16 protein-coding genes and 1 pseudogene are annotated in these 22,958 nt (G+C 67.3%); 4 read left to right on the top strand and 13 right to left on the bottom strand.

Going from position 1 to position 22,958, the window contains the following annotated elements; all coding sequences use genetic code 11:
• Positions 1 to 175 precede the first annotated feature (175 nt).
• The 5 genes from QH270_RS22815 to QH270_RS22795 all read right to left on the bottom strand — a co-directional run bounded on the left by QH270_RS22815 (position 176) and on the right by QH270_RS22795 (position 5,302).
• Positions 176 to 865 carry a RibD family protein gene (locus tag QH270_RS22815; protein ID WP_067641677.1) on the bottom strand — a complete coding sequence of 230 codons (690 nt, stop codon included), beginning with the start codon at positions 863 to 865 and terminating at the stop codon, positions 176 to 178.
• On the bottom strand, positions 862 to 2,226 hold the full coding sequence (locus QH270_RS22810) for a helix-turn-helix domain-containing protein (protein ID WP_157104998.1): 1,365 nt from the start codon (positions 2,224 to 2,226) through the stop codon (positions 862 to 864). Before QH270_RS22810 ends, QH270_RS22815 begins: the two co-directional genes overlap by 4 nt.
• 76 nt (positions 2,227 to 2,302) lie before the next feature.
• Positions 2,303 to 3,544 (bottom strand): cation:proton antiporter, encoded by a 1,242-nt coding sequence (locus QH270_RS22805; RefSeq protein ID WP_280345965.1) that lies wholly within the window; start codon positions 3,542 to 3,544, stop codon positions 2,303 to 2,305.
• 47 nt (positions 3,545 to 3,591) lie between these two features.
• Entirely contained in the window at positions 3,592 to 3,993 is a 402-nt protein-coding gene (locus QH270_RS22800) for a VOC family protein (RefSeq protein ID WP_280345962.1), read from the bottom strand.
• A gap of 10 nt (positions 3,994 to 4,003) precedes the next feature.
• Positions 4,004 to 5,302, bottom strand: a complete 1,299-nt coding sequence (locus tag QH270_RS22795) for a hypothetical protein (RefSeq protein ID WP_280345959.1) — start codon at positions 5,300 to 5,302, stop codon at positions 4,004 to 4,006.
• Positions 5,303 to 5,349: 47 nt separating this feature from the next.
• Here QH270_RS22795 and QH270_RS22790 point away from each other — a divergent pair, with 47 nt between their 5' ends.
• Positions 5,350 to 6,048: a DNA alkylation repair protein gene (locus tag QH270_RS22790; protein ID WP_280345957.1), complete on the top strand. Its 699-nt coding sequence runs from the start codon at positions 5,350 to 5,352 to the stop codon at positions 6,046 to 6,048.
• A 29-nt stretch (positions 6,049 to 6,077) separates the two neighbouring features.
• Here the strand turns inward: QH270_RS22790 and QH270_RS22785 are convergent, their stop codons facing one another.
• The 6 genes from QH270_RS22785 to QH270_RS22760 all read right to left on the bottom strand — a co-directional run bounded on the left by QH270_RS22785 (position 6,078) and on the right by QH270_RS22760 (position 12,907).
• A complete protein-coding gene (locus QH270_RS22785) occupies positions 6,078 to 7,109 on the bottom strand; it encodes a pyridoxal phosphate-dependent aminotransferase (RefSeq protein ID WP_280345955.1) in 1,032 nt (343 codons plus the stop codon).
• Entirely contained in the window at positions 7,106 to 8,155 is a 1,050-nt protein-coding gene (locus QH270_RS22780; RefSeq protein ID WP_067641664.1) for a hypothetical protein, read from the bottom strand. Before QH270_RS22780 ends, QH270_RS22785 begins: the two co-directional genes overlap by 4 nt.
• A complete protein-coding gene (locus QH270_RS22775) occupies positions 8,155 to 9,303 on the bottom strand; it encodes a pyridoxal phosphate-dependent aminotransferase (protein ID WP_067641663.1) in 1,149 nt (382 codons plus the stop codon). Before QH270_RS22775 ends, QH270_RS22780 begins: the two co-directional genes overlap by 1 nt.
• A complete protein-coding gene (locus tag QH270_RS22770) occupies positions 9,300 to 10,667 on the bottom strand; it encodes a coproporphyrinogen-III oxidase family protein (protein WP_067641660.1) in 1,368 nt (455 codons plus the stop codon). Before QH270_RS22770 ends, QH270_RS22775 begins: the two co-directional genes overlap by 4 nt.
• A gap of 1,067 nt (positions 10,668 to 11,734) precedes the next feature.
• Entirely contained in the window at positions 11,735 to 12,610 is an 876-nt protein-coding gene (locus tag QH270_RS22765) for a hypothetical protein (protein ID WP_280345943.1), read from the bottom strand.
• A gap of 120 nt (positions 12,611 to 12,730) precedes the next feature.
• Entirely contained in the window at positions 12,731 to 12,907 is a 177-nt protein-coding gene (locus QH270_RS22760) for a hypothetical protein (RefSeq protein WP_157104996.1), read from the bottom strand.
• Positions 12,908 to 13,191: 284 nt separating this feature from the next.
• On the opposite strand from QH270_RS22760, the gene QH270_RS22755 reads away from it, so the two are divergent.
• From QH270_RS22755 to QH270_RS22745, 3 genes are all read left to right on the top strand, one after another.
• Positions 13,192 to 14,460, top strand: coding sequence for a hypothetical protein (locus QH270_RS22755; protein WP_280345938.1), 1,269 nt, complete (start codon positions 13,192 to 13,194; stop codon positions 14,458 to 14,460).
• Between the two features lies 1 nt (position 14,461).
• Positions 14,462 to 14,953: an LOG family protein gene (locus QH270_RS22750; RefSeq protein WP_245655434.1), complete on the top strand. Its 492-nt coding sequence runs from the start codon at positions 14,462 to 14,464 to the stop codon at positions 14,951 to 14,953.
• 509 nt (positions 14,954 to 15,462) lie between these two features.
• Positions 15,463 to 15,699 (top strand): hypothetical protein, encoded by a 237-nt coding sequence (locus QH270_RS22745; RefSeq protein WP_280345934.1) that lies wholly within the window; start codon positions 15,463 to 15,465, stop codon positions 15,697 to 15,699.
• 573 nt (positions 15,700 to 16,272) lie between these two features.
• Here the strand turns inward: QH270_RS22745 and mobF are convergent.
• Together mobF and QH270_RS22735 are read right to left on the bottom strand one after the other, a co-directional pair.
• Positions 16,273 to 22,173, bottom strand: a complete 5,901-nt coding sequence (gene mobF / locus QH270_RS22740) for a MobF family relaxase (RefSeq protein ID WP_280345931.1) — start codon at positions 22,171 to 22,173, stop codon at positions 16,273 to 16,275.
• A gap of 466 nt (positions 22,174 to 22,639) precedes the next feature.
• A pseudogene (locus tag QH270_RS22735) lies at positions 22,640 to 22,958 on the bottom strand (hypothetical protein); the annotation flags it as partial.

Genomic DNA, 22,958 nt, shown 5'->3' with positions numbered 1-22,958 from the left:
GCCGCGGCGTCGCCGACACCACCATCACGGCCGCCTGCCAGTCACACAGTGGTGCCCCGCTTAGGCCTCAACCAGCCATCTGTGACGATCCCGCTCCCACCGCGAATGCGGCTTCGGCACGGGGACACTGGTGCGCCAGTTCGACGGCGTAGTTGAGCCATCGGACGCATCAGGTTCAGGCACCTGATGCGTCCTTCGGTGCGTATCGCAGCAATGCGACATCACCGACTTGGGAGACGTCGATCAGGTGTAGCCGTCGCGTAGAGCCGCCAGGGAAGTGGGCCGGGTTGACGAACCGAGGGGCTTTCGAGTCGCCGACCAGGGACGGGCCGATCGCTAGGTGCAGTTCGTCGGCCAGACCTCGGGCCAGGAATTCGGTGTGCAGGTGTGTGCCGCCCTCGACCATGAGCCGGCCGATGCCGACACCGCCGAGGTGGTCGAGAATGGCGGCGAAATCTATTTCGTCGCCGAGGTCGACGACTTCGGCGAGCTCGCCGAGCTGCTCGCGCAGCTTGGGTGCTGCCGCGGCGACGGTGTAGACCAGCGGGCGAGCATCTTCGACGCCGTGGTGCCAGAACTTTGCGGTCGGGTCCAAATCGCCGGATGCGGTGACCGTGATCTTCCTCGGCTGAGCGGGGAGCCCCTTCGCGACTCTATCGGCCTGACGGGACTCGCTTTTGACGATCAGTCGCGGGTTGTCGCTGCGCACGGTTCCGGCGCCGATCATGATGGCGTCACTCTCGGCGCGGACCTGGTCTACGCGATCGAAGTCCGCCGCGTTGGACAGCAGAAGTCGCTCGTCGGTCGTGTCGTCGATATATCCGTCGAGTGAAACTGCCACCGACAGAAGAACATTTGGCCTCATGCCGAGTGACCCAACCAGACTTCGGCGGCGGCCGCGAACTCCCGGATGTGAGGGTCGGTGCTGGACGTGTCGATCATTGTGTGCAGTTGTCGGATCGGTGCCAGCACCCGTTCAGAACTGGTAGCGATACCGGTGTTCATGGCCGCGACCCCGAGTGCCGAAGCAGCCTCGCAGTCTCCGACCTGGGCGTGAGCCAGGGCGAGCCGGGCGGTGTACACCGCTTTGTCGCGGGTGAATCCGCCTCTCATCGTCGCGATCGCGGAGGCGAAGTTGTTGATGGCGGTGCGGTGCTGCCCGAGGAGCCCAGCGGCGGTCGCCTGGTGCACGTCGACGTAGGAGCCATCCAGGAACATGCCCCACTCCGAGTCGTCGTCGGCGGCGGCGGCAAGCTCACGGGCTTGGTCGAATGCGCGAGCACTTGCCACTGCATCACGCAGCAGCGCGTGTCCCCAGCCGCCGAACAATGCCGCTACCGCCGCGACCCTGCTGCTGTGCGGTGCCTGTGCTGATGCCGCCTCGGCGCTTTCGATCGCTTCGACGCCGTCGCCGCGTTCGCATGCGATGTGTGCTCGGCGGATCGCCACCATCGCCACGCACCCGGGATCCTTCACCGTCAGTGCCCAGCGGTTGGCCTTGTCCGTCCAGGCTGTCGCCGCGTCCCAGTTCCGAGCGTCCTGATGCAGCCACGACGCGCACTCGGCGTACAGGACCCGCAGTCGCTGCAGCTGCGCCGCATCCGCCGCGCCGGTCCGTCGCAATGTGCCGATCACGTCGACGTTGTGCTCTACCAGAGGCAGAATCTTGCCTGCGCCGCAGAGGTTGTCGTTATCGATCAGCGACAGCCGTAGTTGACGTAGGTGGGTCACCCAGTCTTTGTCGGCGGGGGTGGTTGCCAGCGCCCGGGAGGTCGCTGGCGACGTTCCAATCGTTGCGGCGACGGCACCGAGCCCGAGGCCGGCGACGAGTGCGCGGCGCGATAGGGACACGAGCACAGCCTTTCCGTCTGCGGTGTGGGCCAGGACCTGCACCTGATCGGGACCATCGACACCAGGGGCGTCGATGGTCAGCCTATCGGCATCGATGCTGGAAGCGGGCAGCTCGATGCTGTCGGTACCGCGGCGCAGCCGCTCGAAGCGGCGCTGCACGGCAGCGGGCGCGCCAAGGAGTATCGCGTCGAGCTGCCGCTGGTTCTTGCGGCGGATCCCAACCGTGCTACCCGGCTTTTCCCACCGACGTACGGTGCGTTCTTCAATTTTCAGCGCGTCGGCGAACTCCTTCGCGTTCAAGTTCAATGCCATCCGCAGAGCGCGGGTGTCGCTTCCCTGCCATTCGTCGACGATCGACATTTCGACCAGCTCCAACCCCCGGTGGTGTGGTGCATTGAAAACTACACCTGGCCAGCCGGGGCGGCAGGGTACTGCGCTGAAATGGCGGGTCCTAGTCAATGTCGGCCTGTCGCGTCCCCGCTTTTGCCGTTCGGACGAAGTCTTGCGACTGGATTGGTTTGTGCGGCAAGTGGATTCGGTGCAGCAGTGGTGCGGTCATCGCGGTGGTTATCAGCGCCATCACGACCAGCAGCGAGTACAGGCTGGTGCTGGTCAGTCCGGCCGTGAGCCCGACGTGCAGGATGACGAGTTCGGTGAGTCCGCGGGTGTTGAGCAGCGCGGCGAGCGCGGCCGCGGTCCGGGTATCGAGGCCGGCGAGTCGTCCGACCACGACCACGCTGGCGATCTTCGCACCGACCGCGGCGGCCAGGACGACCGCCAGCTCCCCCACCCCGGTGGTGTCGAGCATGCCGAGGTCGACCGACAGGCCCGCGACGGCGAAGAAGGCCGGTAGCAGCAGCGTGCTCACGACGACGGCGCCGTGCTCGGCACTTTCGCGATGGGCCCGGGGGAAGATCAACCCGGCGGCGAAGGCACCGAAGATCAGGTGCAGGCCGATCCACTCGGTCACCGCGGCGAGCAGCAGCGCGGTGCCGATGGCCAGTACCAGCACCTGCTGACCGGTGCCGGCCGCAGCGAGCCGGGCCAGCACCGGGCGAGCACCCCACCACACCAGGACGGCCAGCGGCGCGAGGAGCGCCCACCACCAGTGCCCACCGGTCGGGGCGACCAGCATCAGCACGACGGCCAGCGCGACCCACGCTGCGGCGTCCACGATCGCCGCGCACGCGAGGCTCATCTGTCCGATCTGTGTGCGGATGATGTTCCGGTCGACCAGGATCCGGGCGAGCACCGGGAACGCGGTGACCGCCAAGGCGCAGCCGATGAACAGCACGAATCCCACGGTGCTGTCGCCGGTGTGGTGGCGGGTCAGCGCCGTGGCCGCGATCAGGCAGCCGAACCCGAACGGTGCGAGGTAGGCCGCGGTTGCGATCGCCGGGATCGCCGCGCGTTGGTTGGTGAAGGAGTTGCGGTCGACCTCAAGTCCGGCGAGGAACATGAACGCGACGACCCCGAGGTTGGCCAGCACGCTGAGCACCGGGCGCGCGTCGGGCGGGAACAGCACCTGCGACAGGTGCGGGCCCAGCAGGGTGGGCCCGGCCAGGATGCCGGCGGTGATCTCGCCGACCACCGCCGGTTGGCCGAGCTTTTCGGCCAACCGGCCGAAGACGCGGGCCGCGATCATGATGATGACGAGGTCGACCAGGACCATGACGAGGGTGCTACTGGGCACGTCCGACTCCGATCCGCGCCGGTGCCGGACCTACCTGGTTCGGTGCGTCAGTGAGGGGCGGTGGGGATGTGGGCGACCTCCCAGCGGATGCCGTCGGGGTCCTCGACGAAGGTCGCGTAGTAGCCCGGCGCGTAGTCGGGGTACTCGCGCGGTGCGTGCACGACGGTCCAGCCGCCCTCGACGACCGCGCTGTGTACCGCGTCGACGGTGTCGCGCTCGTCGACGGAGAAGGCGCCGTGCTGCCAGCCTGGGCGGCCGTGTGTGTGGGGCGCGGTGTCCTCACCCTCGGTGATGTAGACCAGCAGCTCCGGGCCGGGCCCGCCCCAGGTGCACAGCCGGTCGGAGGTGTAGCCGCGGGTGTATCCGAGCAGCCCGAACACCGTGTCGTAGAACGGGCCGGACTTGGCGTGGTCGGCGCTGGTGAGTGCGAGGTGGTTGAAGCTGAGCACGGGCTTCCTTTCATTGGGCGACAACGGTTTCGGTGTCGGCGTGGGCGTGGGTGGTGGTGAAGTCGAACGGGTCGACGAGCGACCGTAGTCGCGCCAGCGCGGTGGGCATGTCGGGCGCGCCGATCCCGACCGAGATCCCGGCGTCGGGACGCAGCAGCGCGTCCTCGGTCTCGGCGGCGTTGAGGTGCCAGCCGAGCACATCTTCGGAGCCGTGAAGCTCGTCGGCGAGGGTGCTCTGGCGTAGCAGCGTGATCGCCGGGCGACGCTCGTCGGTGACATAGCAGCAGGCGATTGCGGTGGCGAAGTAGCGGCCACGCGCGGCGGCGACCGCGCCTGGATGCAGGGGGCGGCCGATGCTGGCAGCCAGGTGCACCAGCCGCGGGTCCACCCCGGTCTGGGCGGTCGCGGCGTGAGCGACCAGGCCCGAGCCGGGCCGCACCCCGATGTCGAGGACGTGCCAGCGCCGCAGGTGCAGACGCGCTTCGATGTGCAGGGCCGCGTCGGCGAGCCCGATCGCGGCGACAATCCCGGCCAGGGTCTGGGGAAGCTGCGGCAGTTCGGCGTGGATGCGCGGGTCGGTCGGCGGGCAGATCATCAGCCCGTCGACATACGGCGGAGTCGCGGTCGCAGTGCACTTCTGGTGCACGACCGCGTGGGTGATACGGCTGTCGCACACCGTCACGTCGACACTGATCTCCACCGCGGCGTCGTGCTCCCCCAGGTATTGGGCGGCGATGATCGGGGTGGTGGTGTCGATGTGACCGGCGCGCAGGACCTGCCGGTACAGCGCCAGGTTGTCCTCGACGGAAAGTTCGTCGCGGTAGCGGTAGACCCCGCGTGATCCGGCGCCGGTGGCCGGCTTGAAGATCGGGCGCGGGCCCAGATTGTCGAGCGCGTACTGGATCAGTCGGGTCGACAGCGACCCGGTGTAGTAGGGGGCGACCGCGACACCATGCCCGCGCAGCACCTCATACAGGCGGGCCTTGTCGGTCACCAGCGCCCGTGCCGCTGCCAGCGCCCAGTTCGGGTTCAGCGCGTCCAGAGCGGTGTTCCACCAGTCGTCGTAGCCGACCGCCCCGATCGGGTCCTGCCCGCCGACGCGCACGCGCTCGAGGGCGTGCGCCCGCAGCGCTGGGCTCCCGGTTTCCAAGGCCAGCAGCACGTCGGTGGGGACCTGGCGCACGGTCATCCCCGCCGCGCACGCGTCGGGGATGGTCAGGGCGCGCGGGTCGAGGGTGCCGTAGACGGCCCAGACCGGGCTCGCGGCGCCCGGTCGCGGTCCGGTCATGTCCAGGGCTGTGCCCGTCATGATCTCTCCTGCCGAAAGTTGTCGGTGCTGGGTCGTAGGCTCGGGGGATGGACGCAGTGATCGCGGGGCGGGTCTCGTCGCTGGTTACCGATGTCGAGCAGGGGTTGGCTGAGCACGCCGACCCCACCTACGTCGAGGGGACCGTCGCGGCGCGTCATCCCGGCAAACCTGTTCTCGGGGTGCGGATTCCGCTGCTGCGCGGCGCGGTGAAAGCCGCGCTCAAGACCGCCGGTATCAGCGCGCGGACCCCGGACCCGGCGACGGTGGCGGCCGCCGCCGAAGCCCTGTGGCACGGGCAGACCCATGAAGCCGAGCTGGCCGGGTCGATGATGCTGCGCCTGTCGCAGACCCGCATGACCGCACCGGTGATCCTGCGGTGGGCGACGCTGCTGGACAACTGGTTGTCGGTCGACGAGCTTGGAGGTGTGGTCGGCATGTCCCTGGTCGACGACGCCGCGCTGCTGGCCCAGTTGCATCCGCTGGCGGTTTCCCCGTCGATCTGGCAGCGCCGCCTCTACCTCGTCGCACTGATCCGCCCGGTGAAGGCGGGCCTGTCGCCCACCGACGTGCCCGAGCTCGCGGCCCTGATGGACGAGCGCGACCCGGTGATCCGCAAGGCCAGCGCGTGGCTGATCAACGAGGCGATCAAGGCGCGCAGCAGCGAGGCCGCCGCGCAGTTCCGGGTGCTGATGCCCGGCCCCGACCCGAAACCGCTGGTGCGCATCCTCGACGCCGCCCTGGTCTGACCGGCCGCCACCGTGGCGGTGTGGGCCGGTCACAGGGCGGTCACCCGGGCAGCGGCGGCATCGATGACCTCCTGGGGCTGGGCGATGCAGAGCCGGACCTCGCGGGCGCTGCCGTTGAACACGGTGCCGGGGATCCCGATCACCCCGCACCCGGCCAGCCGCTCCCACCCGTTGCCGCCGTCGGTGGTCTCGAGGTAGAGGTGGGTGCCGTCGACGGCAGCGACCGCCCGCAGCTTCGACGCCGCGGCCACTGCGTCGAGCAGCTGGGCACGGTGATCGGCGAACACCTTGGCCCGCATGATCAGTTCGTGGCGCACGCCGGCGTCCTGGAGCACCCGCAGCGCCAGGCCCTGGGCCAGGCAGCTCGTCGACATCGAGGTATGGGTCTTGGCTCGTGTGAGCGCGGCCAACAGCTCCGGGTCACGTACCACCAGGCAGCCCACCCGGGCACCGGGCAGCCGCAGCAGCTTCGACAGGCTGAACACCGCAATATCACCGGTCCCGAACCCTGCGGTGAACTCGGCCAGGTCGTGGCCAGCGGTGCTCATGTGTGACAGATCCCAGATCACCCAACCGGCGCCGGCGCCGGCCGCGTTCGGTGCGGTGACGATTCCGGTCGGATTGTGCGGGGTGCAGACCACCACGGGGATGCGGCCGCGGCCCGGTACAGCACCGGGCCCGTAGGGCAGCACCCGCAGCCCGAGCAGCCGAGCCAGCTGCTCGAATCCGGGAAAGCCGGGCCTGGGAACCCGGATGAAGCCGGAGTAATCGCTGACGCAGGCCATCGCCAACCACAGCGCTTCACTGCCTCCCCCGGTGACCATCACCTGGTCCGGGCACACCCCGAACAGCTCGCCAAGCACCGTGCGCAACCGAAGCTCGCCGCGGATATCGCCGTAACCCGCGGCCGCAAGGGTCGGCAGCGCGATCGGGCGGGCGAACTCCGCCGTCAACGGGGGCGAGTTGTCGCCGCGCATGTCGAGGTGGCCAGCCTCGCAAGGGAAGTCGTCGTAGCTATGGGCGCTCAGCGCGGCCGCGCGGTGGCTGATCGGGGCGCTCATCGCCGCGCCGCCAGATCCTCGTGCTGCCAGTGGGCGCGCAGGTCGGGCACCCGCAGGCCGGGCACCCGCCGGGCCTGGGTGAGCAGCCACAGCGCGGCGGTGTCATCGTCGAGGTGGACCTCGGCGGCGAACTGGGACAGCGCCTGTTCCTCGACCGGCGACAGGTTCAGTGTCGCGCACACCGGCGCCAGCAGCGACCCGGCGCGGCGACCGGTCGTCGCGGCGAGCTGGGACCGGCACCCCAGCAGCAGCGCGGCCGCCGCCGGGTCGGCCTCGGGCAGCCGGTGACGCAGCAGCAGCGGCTCGGCAACCAGGTTCCCCCCGCCACGGCCCAGCCCGAGCAGCGACACATCCAGGTAGCTCGCCCCCGCCTCCACCGCGGCGAGAGCGTTGGCGTAGGCCAGGTTCACAAAATCGTGGGCGTGGAACCCGATCTCGGCGTCCAGGGTCGCGACCAGCCCCTGCACGAGGTCACCGACCTGTCCCGGCATCAGCGCGCTGCAGGTGTCGGCGACGTAGACGACGTCGGGGGCGATGTCTTCGACGATGCGCGCCGCGTGATCGCCCAGCTCGGTCGCGGTGTAGCGCGAGGCGAGGGCGAGATTCACCGCGACCGCCAGGCGGTGGCGGCGCGCCTGGCCGGCCAGCGCGGCGATCGCCGATGCCCAGGCCGGGTGGTAGACGAGCCGGACCATGCCCAGCCCGGCCGCCGCGTAGGCCTCCAGGTCGATCGGCTGTGCCAGTGCGCTGGGATGCACCATCGCGGCCAGGGTGAGCCCGTCGTGGCGGGCGCCGGCGACGTGCTCCGGGGTCAGGTAGGCGCCGATACCGGCGCGAGCGACACTGTGCTCGAGCGGGACACCACCGAGGTAGCCCAGCTCCACGATCTCGACACCGGCAGCACCGGCTGCCGCGGTGACCATCGCGAAGTGGTCGACGGGCCAATCGAAATTGACCTCGAACCCGCCGTCACGCAGGGTCACATCCAGCAGCGCGGCCAGGGGCTCGGTAGCCGGGAACGGCGGCGCAGCGAAGTGATCGAACATCACCAGGTCCCCAACGTCTCGACGACCGCGGCCGCCGCCGCGACCGGATCCAGCGCGGCCCGCGCCGGGCACACCCGAAAGTGTTCCGGCGCACCGAAACCCGCGCCCCCGCTCACCCGCGCGCCCGCCACCGCGGTCCCGTCTCGGGCGGGCAGGGCGGCTGGGTCCGGGGTCTTGCACCACAGGTAGAGCCCGCCATGGGACACGACGTCGATCCCGGCCTCGCCCAGTGCGACCGCGGTGTCCGTGCGGTCGGCGGCCACCTGGCGGCGCAGCTGCACGAGCCAGGTGGTGGCGGCCGAATCGGTCAGCAGGTTGGCGGCGAATGCCTGGGTGAGCACGCTGGTGCACGAGGCCGAGGCCGCGCGCACCGCGGTCAGCGCGTCGACGACTCGGCGCTCGGCGTGCACGAATCCGACGCGCAGCCCAGCAGCCGCGCACCACTTCGAGATCGAGTCGACCACGAGGTGACGCTGCGGGTCGAACGCGAGCGCCCGCGCCGCGCTCACCGGCGCCGGCCCGAAGCTGCGGTACACCTCGTCGGAGACCACCGACACCCCGTACACCGTCGCGACGGCGATCAGCTCATCCATCACCGCCTGCGAGAGCGAGGTGCCGGTGGGGTTGTGCGGGTAGTTCAGCACCAGCACCCGCGGCCGTGGATCGCACTCGTCGATCAGAGCCCGCAACCGCGACGGGTCGGCTGCCATGGCCGACGGGTCATAGCTACGGACCTCGGCACCGGCCGCCTCGACCCAGAACCGGTAGGGCTCCCATCCGGGCGTGGGGATCAGCACCGGTCCGCCGCCCTGCTGATGCAGCGCGAACCGCACCGCCAGGGCTGCGGCCTCCTTGCCTCCCGCGGTCACCAGCACCGTGTCCGGGTCGGCCTCGCCACCCACCAGATCGCGCAGATAGATGGCGCGCAGTCCGGCCTCCCCACGGGGATCGGAATACCAGAACCGGTCCATGCCGCGCGCCTGCTCGGCCAGGCGCTCACGCACCTCGGCGGGCATCGGGTACCGGGCCTCCCCGACCGCGAAGTCCGGGCCGCTCCCGGCCGCGGCCGGGGTGCTGGCGCGCACGTATCCGGCTTCAGGCGCGGTCAGCGCGTCCAGGAGCCGGGAGAAGTACGGGTCGCCGGTCACGGGGCAGCCGTGACGAGGGGGAGGCGCTTGTGGCGGGTCCGGCTCGACGCGCCCGGCAGGGCGTTGGTCGCGCCCATCGCGGCGACCCGGTCGGCGCCGGCCTTCCACTCGGTCTCGTCGATGACACCGACCTGCTGGGAGAGCCGGTCGACGATGCGGTGGTAGAGCCGCTGCTGCGGGTCGGCGAAGAAGTGCGCCATCAGCTCGCTGTAGACCAGCTTGCCCGGTTCGGTCAGCCGCAGCACGTCACCGCTGATCTCGGCGTGCCCGGCGTCCACGATGCGCTCGATCCGCTCGCCGTAGACCTTGTCCAGGTCCAACACCTGCAGGTCGCGCATGTCGAAGGTGAGCCGCTTCGGGAAGAACACCAAGCCCTTCTCGTAGGCGTGGTAGACCGAGGAGCGGGTGATCGGCAGCAGCCCGGCGCCCGCGATCTTGGCATAGTGCCGCTCGTCGGCGTCGTTCATCCAGGCCAAACCCCGGATGAAGCTGTAGGCGCCCGGTCCCACCCCGACTGCCTCGTCGCGGTAACCGCCGTAGAGCGTGGAGAACATGTACTTCGTCGCCGGCGCGTCCGCCGGGCCGAAGCAGTACATGTTCTGCTCGCCCATCGACTCGAGCAGCGCGGCGCGAGCCTCGTGGAACATCCGCGACCGCTCATCCAGCAGCGCGGGGCGCGGCAGCTCGCCCGAGCGGATACGGTCCTGCCACCCCGGCAGGGTCATGCAGTAGTCGACCGGGTACATCGACACACTGCCCACACCCGATTCTGCGGCGAGCCGAGCATCCCGGCGTGCGTGCGCATGGTCCTGACCAGGGAAACCGGTCATCATGTCGAGGTTGGTATTGGTGAAATGCTCACCGGCCCAGCCGATCGCGTCGTGGACCTGGTCGAGGGTGGCGGTGATGTGCACCATGTCCCTGATCTCGGGGTCGAAGGACTGCACGCCGAAACTCACCCGCGTGACGCCCAGTTCGGCCAGGGCGGCGAACTTCTCTGGCGACACCGACTTCACCTCGAACTCGAAGGAGATCTCCGCATCCGCGGCCAGGGTGAAGTTCGCGCGGATCTGCGCCATCAACGCAGCGATCTGCTCCACCGACAGCACCGACGGCGTCCCGCCGCCGATGTAGACACTGTCGAAGACCCAACCCTGCATCCGCGGCGTCGCCCCGAGGGTTTCCAGCTCTACTTGCAGCGCGGCCAGGAACGTCGCCACCCGCTCGGGGGTACCGACCCACTTCACGAACGGGCAAAACGTGCACAGGCTGTCGCAGAACGGAATGTGCACGTACAACGCCTTGAGCCCGCGCGTGTGATCGGCAGGGATCGCGACATCCGGCGTCGACAGGTGAGAAGCCACCAGCGCCCGATGATCCGCAGAAGTGCTCAGATCGAAAAAGGGATAAGAAAATGACTCGAACGGAAGCATCAGAAAACCTCGCTCCGGTAGCTGGAATGAACGGAAAAACAGTTCAGGAAAATTACCTGTCGGCGCCCAGCGGCAATGCTGGACGCCGACAGACATCAAACTCGGCCGGGCGTCGCCGGCCTTCTGAGATCAGGCTCCGCCTGCGACCCACTTGGTCATCAGAATCACCCCCTCCGAAATCGTCCGAGTCGATCTGACGCCAATGATGGTGGCATACCTGCACCGCCTCTGTCAGCAAAAATCTGTCGAAAGTTGTTGTAGCCCTTGACATCTCAAACGCATGGTCTATGCACGGCCAATGCCGGTCCAGCATGCTCGCTGAACCGGATACGCCTAATCGCGGTGCAAGGCTTTCCGTGCCTCACCGTCGATATTCAGGACTGCAATTCAGGGTCTCGTAAACAACTCGCTTTCTTTGTTTAGCTGCACGATGTTTCTCTCGCCCGGAAAGTTGGAGTGAGATGAACCGGCTTGGAGCAACCTACTCGGCCTAGGTGCTGGTCTCGTATCGAAAGGTTTCTCGCAGCCCCGTCAGGACTGCCCCCAAAAGGCTTGGATCCCTGACGATTCCGCAATCAACCCGCGCAGGCGGAATCTTCTGTGCCTCGCGGTGCGGCAGCTGGTGTTCATCGGGGTCATTCATCGCGGTCGAGCCTCATCGAGTTCAGGCCGGGCAGCCGAGGTGTCATTGCACCTGCTGCCCGAGCGACAGTGGCGAGCACGGCACTGCGCCAACGACTTCTGTGGCTGGGATCCGGCAGTCCGTAGGTCCTGGTCTCAATGCGCTCATCCGCCACCTTCGTAGAGCCTGTGGCATGGAAGTCTGCGCATCGTCGCTGTTACCGCTCGATCAATGGTGACGAGCACGGCGCTGTGCCAGCGCGTCATATCCGCTGCGAACGCCTCCGCTACCTCACGTTCGGCGCGATAGTCGAAGACGACTCGCTCTCGGTGATGAGCGCCCGGAAACGCCACCTTGAGGTGCACCTGCATCGCGCTCACCGGGCCGTCGCCGATAGCGGCTCCGATTGCTGAGCGCCCGGCAACAGAAGCTCGCACCGCGTCGCCGTTCCCGACGTCCCCCAGCGCGTCCGCGCGATCCGTCCAGGCGCGCAGGCCTCCACCACCGCTCGGTGTGGTGGGACTTCTGCGAAGTCCCTGGTGTCGAGACAGGTAACAACCAGCGTGCTCGCTGCGAGATCGCGATGGATGCGGATCGTCAACAGATGGCCTTGCCCGGAGAAGTGGTCCTTCTCGGTCACCGTGCCAACCAACTTGCGGACCAGGAGGTCCACCGCGGGTGCCAGGTCGGCCAGCCCGGCACGGCCGATCCGAGCGCGCGCATTGGTGCTGGCAATATCCTCGGCCAGCGGAACCGGGGGCACCTGGAACTCGCCGATGACCACAGTATTCGCGCCGACAGCGAGGTGGTCGGCGTTGCTGGCATCCAAGATCCCGACCGCAGGATGCAGGTCAGCGATTTGTCGCATGAGCACGGGCCGCGAGACGACCAGACCTTCGAGGTGGGTCATGCTCGGAACGACGATGTAGCCGCCCTCGCCGGAGTGCAGCTGCTCGACCGCCGCCCACAGCACACGGTAGCTGGCCGGCCCGCCCATCAGCGGCCGAAGGTCGACCCGATCGCGTGCTGCCAGGTCGGTCACGGTCCGCACGAGCATGGTGTCGTGGCGCCGGTCCAACGTCTCCATCAACGACCACAGCGGGTTCCTCGTCGGTGCTGGCTCGCGTTTGATCTCCTCCTGGAGGAGCGGCGCCCCGACCGCCGACGCGGCGCGCTGCAGTTGATGCTCCACCACCAGAACGTCATCCGGGTGCACCAGCGCCTCGCGAAAGTACCCGATCATCCTCGTCATCGCAGGGACCTTCCCGACGAGCCGAACTTCGGCGGTGGTGGTTCTGACTCAGGCGGGCAGGCGGACAGGTCTGTGGTGGGCATCTGTTCCTCGTCTCTACCTAGGCCTCGCCGTGGCGACTCAGTCGTGCTCGGCGGCGACGAAAGCGGTTGCGGCCAAGTGCCGCTGACACTGAGGGCCGTGTGCGTCGTGCAGTTTCAGTGCCGAGTACGCCTCGTTGTAGGACGCGAACGAGCCCGGGTCGGTGCAGTCACGGTCGCTCTCCTCGCACACCGCGAGGTCATCGAGCCTTCGCATTCGCTGCCTCCTTGGTCGCCGACCAACTCGATGTGCTCGGCACCGAGGCGCTGCCCCGTGCGGCGGGGGTCCGGAAGGGCGCGTCGGTTGTGCAGCCATCGCGGGGTGGTCCGATGGCGCGGGCCCGGTGCCGAGCACGAGATGAGCGTCACTCACCAGGCACGGACGTCACAATGTCGCCAACCGGACTTTTGCCGGACTTTTCTCGGACGTCCGCGCGTAGCCACTAGTTGTCCTGGGGCACAACGCATACCGTGGACATACCGAAAGCAAAGGTGGGGAATATGGCTATGCCAGATCCACGCACTGTCCTCGAGCAGCTCATTCGGCAGGGAAACCGCACCGTGCCCGAGTGGTGCCGCCACTTCAATGACATAGCAAAGCGGCATCGCGAATCCGCAACCTTGTCGGAACGGCAACTACGACGTTGGATGGCTGGAGATGTGCCGGCCGCCCAACCCGCGTCACGCCGCATCGCCGAGAAGGTCTGGCACATGCCCTTCGAGAGCCTGATCGCGGTGCCCCAACCGATGATGGAAGGGCTGCAACCCGACATCACCGAGAGCTTGGACCAGGAGATCGCGATGAGTACGGACGAGTCCGCACAGTGGATCAAACGCAGCACCACTGGCGTCGATCCCGTCGTGCTCGACCAGCTCCGGTTCGAGGTGGGCCAGCACGCCGTCGACTATTTGGTGAAGCCGCCGATCACCCTCATCCCCGAGCTCAACCGGACCCGCCGAGAAGTCTTCCAGCTACTCGACGCCCCACGGCAGCGTCCGCGAACCGCGGCCACGCTGTACCTGCTCGCCGGCCAAGTCTGCGCGCTGCTGGCGCACGCCTGTGCCGACCTCGGCCGAACCAGCGCGGCTGAGACCCACGCGCGAACCGCCCAACTCGCAGCAGACTTCGCCGAAGACCAACACCTGCGTGCCTACGTCTCCTGGATCCAAGCGAACGTGGCCTACTGGAACAACGACTTCGGCCAAGCGGTGTACTTCGCCGAGAACGGCCTCGCCAAGTCCAGTGACCACTCCACACGACTGCGGCTCGCCAGCCAGCTCGCCCGCGCCCAGGCCGCCCGCGGAAACACTGCTGCCGCCATGGCAGCCCTCGACCTCGCTTTGGACCTCGCCCCCAACGTTCACCCCAACGCCAGTGAGCCCGGCGTCATGCACTTCGATCCCGCGAAAGCTCTCTACTACGGATCCGAAGTCCACCTCGCTATCGGCGGACGAACACACAACACCCTCGCTCTGGAACTCGCCGAAAACGCACTCGACCTCCTTGCCGACTCCTCACCAGCGGAATTCCGGGCAGCTGCCGAACTCGATGCCGCCCGCGCGCACCTGGCGCTCGGCGATGCCGACGCCGCGCACTACCGCATCACTCGAGTCCTTGACCTTCCCGTCGAACTCCGGACAACCCCGATCGTCGGTCGCGTCGTCAGCGCAGGAACCGAACTGCACGCACTCGCAGCCCAGACCAGCACCGCCCGTGATATGACTCAACAGATCGAACTCTTCACCACCTACACCGCAGAGAGAGACTGACGTGCCCCAGCTGCAGGTCGCCGTGTGCGGACCCCGCGACTGCACCGCCGAAGATGCCCAGCACGCAACCCGAATCGGACAACTCCTTGCGGAAGAAGGCGCCACCGTCATCTGCGGCGGTGGAACCGGCGTCATGGCCGCCGTAGCCGAAGGCGCCTCTTCCGCAGGAGGCATCGTCATCGGCGTCCGCCCTGACACCGACCGAACAAGGGTCTGCGACGGCCTGACCGCCGTCCTCTACACCGCCATGGGTGAAGCTAGAAACTCCATCATCGTCGAGTCGGCTGATGCGGTGATCGTCATCGGCGGATCATGGGGCACCCTCTCCGAACTTGCGCTGGCCAACCGCAGAGGCGGCGTTCCTATCGTGTCCATCGGAGGGTGGCGCATCATTACCTCCGATGGGAGAGAAGTTCCAGAATCTACGCGCGCCACTTCGCCAGAAGACGCTGTCAGCTCTGCTCTCACGCTTGCCATCAAAGCTGCGCGCTAGCCGACCGACTAAGGTGCAGCGACTGCCCGCGCGAAACGAGAACCCCCCGAGCTGCACAGTGCATCGAGCCTGGCGGGTGCAAAGGATCAGCTGTCGGCCATGCCGGGACGTACTGAGGCGGTCTGCGCTGGGGCTGGGTGGTGGTTGCCGAACACGCCTCGGTAGGAGATGTTCTCGTCGACGAAGCAGTGTACTGGTTCACGGAACAAGCGTCGGCTGCCTAATCGTTTTTGCGCACATTACTAGTCAGCTCTTAGCAGCTGTACTGGCCGATACTCCGATCCCTCGAGCAGGGACACGTGGGTGAACCTGTCTCTCCTGCACGCTTTCCAGTCACCACGCGAGCACGCGGCTACACGTTGGTCGACCGCAGTCAACCCTTGATCTGGTTCAGTGACAATTGCGGGAGTACTGGCTCGCCATATATGAAATCTGATCAGGTTTCAACCGCTGTGTGGCACTGCAGATTTCGGGTCGATCTGCCTAATCTCACGGCGTAGCGTTGTGGAATGACGAACGACACGGATGAACAACCCTGGGCATGCGACGTATGTCAGTTGGAGACCACCATCGAGTGGGATGAAGAGCTCGAGCAAGACACCGGCCTACCGGCTTTCGCAGCCCCGCTGGGCGGCCGGATGATCAATATTTGCGACGAGTGCGCAGGCGATCGGGGACCGCACGAGCTGACCGAATTGGCTTACGTCATCGCCGAAAACGGGAGGCCTGGAACGCGAGATCGCTGAACGTCTTCCTCGTGCGGCCTCACCTCAGGCTCGCACGCCACGAGCGGTACGGCGGGCGCGTGGATTGTGGCGCCAGTGGAATGGGGTACGACGGTGCCCTCGGCTGGACAGAGGGTCGTCGGCACCATACACACGCTGTAGCCCGACGGCCCTGTCCGAGATGGTTCCACGCGCGGCGGATCGGTGATCTGGCAGCCCGGGAATGTCCTGCCGTTCGGCGGCAATACCGCGCCCGGCGGTTGTGCAGCTCCTTGGTTCGTCGATCGGAACGGGTATTCGTCGCAGGAGAATTCCGGAATCGAATACCTGCCGGAGGGGGCAGGCTCGATTGCCGTTGCGCTCTCGTTCGGTGAAGTTGGTCATTCGGGTCAGCGGTCCTGTGTAGTACAGCCTGGGAGCACCAGGCAATCCTGATTGCTGAGCCTTGACTCGGCAAGCTTGCGGAGATTCCGGGGACACCTTGGTCGTCGTCGCATCGGATGTCCGGCGAGACCGCTGAGGTCTTTCCACTTCCGGGAAACCAGGCCGCGATCCAAGGCCACACCCTCGCTCGGCTACCGCAAGATTGTGTGGTCATCGACCGAGGTCCGGCCCTGGACTCGGCTTGTTCCCGTCTAGGTGCGTGAACCCGTATGAGCTGAAATCCTCTGCCGTGGTCACATGTTCGGCACGGGCACGTTCCTCGAGACGTCGCTGCCGGTGTGAAAGCCCTTGTCTTCTTTGTTGTTCTGCACGGTGGTCGGCGAGTTCGGCACCCAGCCCACTTTGTAGTGCCGCGGCTACTTGTCCGCGTTCGTTCGTAGTGCTGCTGGTTGCGCGTGTCTGTTCCGCGAGACGGCGGCTTTCGTCCTCGGCGGCGGTGCGTTCGGCAAGGGCAAGCAGCTCGTTGGCGTGACGGTTCGCGGCCCGTGCGGCGCTGCGAATCTGTTCGTGCGCGTCGCTGCGTCCACGGTGTTCGCGGACCAAGGTGTTGATGCGTTCTTGCAGGGCCTTGCGCTGGCGGCGGCGCGTCACTGGCAGGGCGTCGAGTTCCTCCCGCGAGGTGTCGAGTGCGGCTGCGGTTGCGTGGAGGCCTCGGATAGCGGTGTCGAGTTCATGGGCGTGCTGGCGGGCGGCCAGTTGTGCGTCCTCGGCGGCTTGTCGGTGTTCGGCCACGCTCGGGTCTGGTGGCGCATGGAGGTCGTCCTGCCGAATCGGCGCGAAGATTTCGGCTTCTGTTGCGATGTTGCTGAGCCGCTGGGTAAGTCCGTCGATCGCCTCGGCCAGGGCGCGGTCGGAGAGACGTTGCAGCGGGGCGAGGACAGGAAGTGGTTGTTCGGTGAGCGGGTTGTCGGTCAGCCATTGCTCGATGAGTGCGCGCCTGGGCGGGTCGAGTGTGCGCCAGTCGCGGCGCAGCATCGCCAAAGCCGCAGGCGCAGGGTGTGTCTCGGTGATGTGGGCGCATCGTGCGGTGAGGTGTTCTGCCGGGTTGTGTTCGGGGATGCCTGGGCGCTCGTTGTCGCGGCAGTCGTGGCACAGGCCGTCGTCGGAGATTCTGGGGGGCACGGGAGAGCTGGCGTTGCCGGGACGTTCGATGCTGCAATCGACACACGGCAGGCCAACGATGACGGGTATCGCGGCCCGGTCGTAGTCGATCGGAAGCCCACCCGATGCCGCCCGGGCGGTGGTCGTCGACGTCGGATCGCGGCGGTCGAGGGTGTCAGGGTCGGCGAGATAGGTATCGACCACGTCGTTGCCTGCGGCCTTAATCGGGTCAACAGCAGCCGGTGTGATGGTGGGGTCGAAGCGTTCGCGGTGGTTGTAGGCGGGCTGGGTGCGGTTGTGGTCGGGTTCGGTGTCACGGCGGAAGACGTGTGGATCTGTCGTGGGTGTGCACGCCTGGATCAGCGCTTTGTGTTGGGGGAATAGCTGTGCAGCCCAGCGGAGTCGGGCTTGTGCGACGGGGAAGCTGTACTGGTACAGCGTTTCCGAGATAGCGGTGAGGACCGCTTGTTCGTCGTCGACTAGTCCGGTGTTGAAGGTGCGGAACGCAGCGACAGCGTCGGCGACTCGCCCGGTCGCGAACAATTCGGCGATACGGTCGATGCCGGCGGGGAGGTCCCCCTCGGCAGGTTCGCTGACAGCGGCAGCGACAGGAGCGTCCTCGGCTTCGTGCTCGGCCCGCTCGACTGTAGCGACGGTGACCGTGAACTCGCTTTCGACGTCCGGTGTGCTCGGCGCAGGCGCTGCCTCCCCGGCGTGTTGGGCAGGCGGTGGCGGTGTCGGGGTGTGGTGGTGCAGTGCGTCGATGCGCCAGGCCAGTGCCGCCGCGAGTTGGTCGGGACGCAGCGGTGCGGCATCGTCGGGCTGGGCGCCTTGGAGTAGTTCGTAGGCGGTGAAGAGCAGATCGCGGGGTGACCAGGATTTGGTGGCGCGTTCGACGGCGGCGACGACCCGAGGCCAGGCCGGTTCGGTGGTGAGCTGTTCGGCGGTGTCGGTGCCGAGGACAGCTTCGAGGTCGGGTAACCAGTCGGGGTGGAGAGGGTCGGTGCCGGTGGTGTCGAGGGCGGATGGTTCCAGTTCCAGGCGCGCCCACAAGGCCGCAGCGGGCATCTCGTCAGGTAGTGGTCGTTGGGCCGCAGCGTCGGTTAGCAGGGTGGTGATGTCGAGTCCGGCGCGGTCGGCGAGGTCGATTTTGCCGGCCACGACCGGCCACAAGGTGTCGGTGCTGATTCGAGCATCGATGTCGTCGACGACCTCGGCCCACTGATTGCGTGGCAGCGCTGGGTCACCGTAGGCGTCGATGACGCGTTGTTGCAGACGTTTCTGGTGCAGGCGTTCGAGGTCGGTGTAGCGGTCGGGTCCGGTGGGTCGGGTGTCGGTGTCGGGGACCCCGAGTCCGGCCCGCCACACAGCGAGTTCGCCGAGCAACGAGGGATCGGTCCCGAGCAGTGGGCGAGCCCACGCGGGTGCGGTGGCCGGTGTCCACCCTCGCGCGGTGTCCCTGATTTGTTCGGCAAGAGCGGCCACAATTCGCTCACGGGCCCGAACAGGTTCGGCGAGGGCCTGATCGGTGACGCCGTGGGGTAGTCCCGGCGTCCAGGACAGTGGTCCGGTGCCGGCAGAATGGGCGCCGGTCGGGTCCAGTCGCCAGTCCAGCACCGCAGCGAGATCATCGGCGGTATCGAGTTCCCGCTTATCTGCGGCGGCGCGGAGAGCGGCGACGGGGTCGGCGCCGGTGAGGGCGATCAAGGCCAGATGTTGACGCAGGACCGGGTAGGCGGGGCTGTCGGTCAGGTCGGGGTGGATGGTGTCGGCAGCATGGTCGAGTTCTGTGAGACGCTCGCTGCCGAGGGCCTGTTCGGCAGTCAGGCCGAGGGTGTCGAGGTAGATATCGACCGCCCGCCCGATGCGCAGTGCCGGATCCAGGGCGTCGCGAAGTTCGGTGTGCGCGGATTTCTGTGCCCCGTCGCGCGCCAAGACACGCTGCAATACTTCGACCGCGGTGCGTGGGTAGACGGCGGGTTCGGTGTAGATCGAGCCTTCGGCGCCGTCGAGGGCGGTCGCGAGGTAGGCATGGTTGGCGTGGACCCCGCGGGTCATCGCGACATAGAACTGTTGGCGGGATTCACGCCCGGACAACGCGACATGGCAGGTGTCGGCGGTGATTCCCTGCGCGGAATCGATCGTCGCGGCATACCCCAGATGCACATGGGCGCGCACGTACTCGGCCGGAAGCCGGACGGTTGTGTCGCTGTCGCTGCCGCCGCGTCGGTGCGACACCGTCACTGAACCGTCCTCGTGGACGGCGGTGATGGTCCAGGAGTAGCCGTTGCGGACCCAGTCGGTGTCGCCGAAACGCAGCGTCGGGTTGTTGCGTCGGGTGCGCACGATGTCACCGACAGAGCCGCAAAGACCGTCCGCGAGGACAACTTCCGCCTCCGGTTTCGTGCCGGTTCGGGTGAGTCTGTCGGCGCGGGCGCGTGCGTTGAGCGCGGTCACGACCTCGTGGGTGGGCGCCAACATGACCGCGTCCCGATCGGCGACACTGTCTGCGGCCCAGGCTGTGTAGGTGTCGTCGTAGACCGATCCGGTGTGCCCGGCGTGGATGCGGTTGTTGTCCAGATACCAGGCCAGCGCGGCTGGGTCGCCCTCGCGCAGCCCGATCGACGCGGTTGCTTCGCCGGTGGAGGCGAACCGGACGACGTGTGACAGCGTCAGGGTTTGTTCGGGGGATGCGGCGTTCATGTCGGCGTCGGCGCCACCGGCGTCGATCGCGGGCAGTTGTTTGTCGTCGCCGATGCAGCGCACCGTGGCCCCGCGTCGGGACAGGAACTGCAGCAGCTGCAGCCGTTTGGCGTTGCCGAGTTTGACGTGCTCGTCGACGATCACCAGCGTCGTGTTGTCGATATCGAGGACCCACTGCGGCAACGAGGGCGGATGATCCCGCACGTTCGTGGGCGAATCCGCGCGGACGGTGTGGCGGTTGATGACGTCGAGTAGCTTGTCGACGGTTTCGGCGCGGGTGCCGATCGACTGCCCGAGAACCGCGGCGGCCGCGGCGGTGGGGGCCATTCCGAGGACGGTGCCGCCGCTGGAATGCCATGCGCTGGTGAGGACTTGCATAGCGGTGGTCTTGCCGGTGCCGGCCGGAGCGTTCGCAGTATGCACGCGTAATCCGGATGTGGCGAAGGAGGAGATGACACCGACCTGGCCGGCATTGAGCGGCCGATCAGGATGCGCGGTGTTGTATTCCGCGATCGCGCTGTTGAGCAGGTCGGGGTCCAGGGTGCGGGCGCCGGGCTCGATGGACAGTTCGATGAGTGCGGCTTCGACGCTGAGAGTGGTTTCGGTGGTGTAGATCTGGGAGTTCGGACGAACGTGAACCGGGGTGCCGTCGCGGTGGCGCAACCATGTCGGCACGGCGCGTAGCCCGGGTTCTTCGGTGAGGTCGGGATCACCGCGCGCGATCGTAGACCGCGGTGAGAGTGCTGCGGCGACGACTTTGTCGGGGACCCAGGCCCAGTCGGCGGGGCTGATCCGGCCGCGGAGCTGGCGTTCGACTTCGGCTCGCAGGTTGAACGGCCGCCACGTCGAGCGCCGCTCCGACACCGCGGCCAACGCACGTTCGGCGGTCGCGGCGATGAACGCGGCATCGGGGTCCGGCCGTGGTATCGGTGGCACCGACATCGCGGCCACCATCACCGCTTCAACGGGTTCACGGCCACCGAGCACCGTGGTGGCTTGGGCTAGCCAGGTTTGCCGTTGCTGGGTGTGTGATTCCGGAAGGTGTTTGGCCGGGCGGGTATCCAATGTCGCTCGATCGGCGAGCCCGTAGACCTCTTCCGGGGTGGGTTCGCGGCCGAAGGTTGCCTGGAAATCGGCGGTGAGCCGGTCCAAGCGTGCGTTGATCGCGGTACCTCGTTGCGACCAGGCATGGATCAGTTCCAGCGGGACACCGATGACTTCGCGGACCGGGACCTGGTGGATATCGCGGTCAGGGCGGGTTTCGAACTGCAGGCCGAGGGCGAGTTCGAGGTAGTGCTCGAGGCGGGAGTCATAGATCTCCGAGACCGTGACGGCCGCTTCATGGAACAAACGCGAGTCGATCGTGCGCCACTTGCCGTCCAGGGTGCGGACCTTGTTCGCGACCAGGACGTGGGTGTGCAGGTCGGGATCGCCTGCGCGGCTGTCGCGATGGGTGAAGCAAGCCGCGACGATGCCTTCGACCTCGGCGTGACGGACGCCGTTGCGGCCGAGCCTGGTGAACACGGCGTTGCGTTCCAACCACGCCAACGCATCACGGATCGCGCGCTGGTGGGCAGCCTCTAACCGCCGCGCCATCTCCGGTGGGGCCAACGCCCACAACACCGAAACACTCTTCACCGGGGAGAACGTGATCTCGAGACCGGCCAGCGCGGCCTGGTTGACACGCGAGTTTCTGGCGACCCAACCAGACAACTCTCTCGCGTTCAATGGTGCGCGACCGTACTCGTCAGTGAACATTTCAGTCGCCACTTGTGTGCGAATGCGTGCACGCTCGTCATCGGAAATGGCGGCAGTGGGCTCCATATTCCGTGCTGAATTATGTGCGCGGTAGGCCTGAGAACAACGTTTCCGATACTCCGAACGAACCTCATAGGCGGCGAACTTGTTGCCCAGTTTCGTTGCCTTCTCGGCCGCTCGGGTGGCGTCACGGTCGCTTGCGCCGAGCGCGATCTGGCGTGCGTAGACCTCGGTCCTGATCTGCTCGGCGTTCGGGTGAAGACCTTCCCCGAACAGTGACTTCATCTGGGACTCGGTCACTTCCGACCCGGCCGTGAGGTCGAGGGCGCCCAGGCCGGTGCCGTGCCAGCGTCCGGGTGCTTCACCATGATCGGAGTAGTACTGCGACAGCGATGACCGCCCGCGAGCGGTTCGGTCGTTGGCAGCGGTTTGACGCAGATAATATTGGTAGCCGTTTCCTGCGGCGACTCGATGAATAGTCGCGACCATGCCTCCATGAGGCATCGATGAATTATGTTGCCGCAAGGGGCAATTACTTCGGTTCGACAACTCTGGGCGACGATGGACAACTATCGACACGGACGTTATCGGATCGTTATCCGAGATGCCAGATGTCTGCTTTTTAAATGGGCGGAGAGAAGCGAAGGGGAGGTGTAGGGGAGCGCGGAAGGGTTGCGGGAGGGGTGGCGATGTGCGGGGGCGGGCAAGTACGGGCTGGGTGCAGCAGTGGTGAGCAGAGGCGGGGGTGATGCGGAAGTTTCGGGTGGGGATCAGCCGGTGGAGCGCGGGTGATCCCCACCGCCGCCGGCGCTGAGCCCGGCGGCGCGATCGGCGCCCAGCCGGGCGCGCAGGCGGGCGCGCAGGCGGGCGCGCAGGCGACCGCCGATGGAGACGACGTCGCCAACCGACAGCGAGCGATGCCTGCTACGGCACCCGCGGGCGGGGTGGCGGTGGGTCAGTCGAACCAGGCGCGGAACTCGACTTCGGTGTATCCGGTGGGCGCGGTGTCGGCGACGCTGATGCGTTGGCGCGCCCAGGACCCGATCTGGCCGTGCTCGTCCTCGATGTCGCCGTCGGCGCCTTCAAGAGTGAGCGCGGGAAGGGGATGAACCTCGTCCTCGTCGGACGTGGATTCAACGAGGAGGTAGACGCGGCGGTCGTGGTTGATCAGATACGTCCCGGGCACGACATCGGGAACCGGTGTCTCGGGCAGGTCCTCGGCGAGGCCATAGAGGTTGGTAGGCGGTTCGGTGCCGGGTTCGGGATCGCTGTAC

The sequence above is a fragment of the Nocardia neocaledoniensis genome (assembly GCF_029868625.1).
Taxonomy (GTDB): Bacteria; Actinomycetota; Actinomycetes; order Mycobacteriales; family Mycobacteriaceae; genus Nocardia; species Nocardia neocaledoniensis_A.
This window is presented reverse-complemented; position numbering and strand designations above follow the sequence as displayed.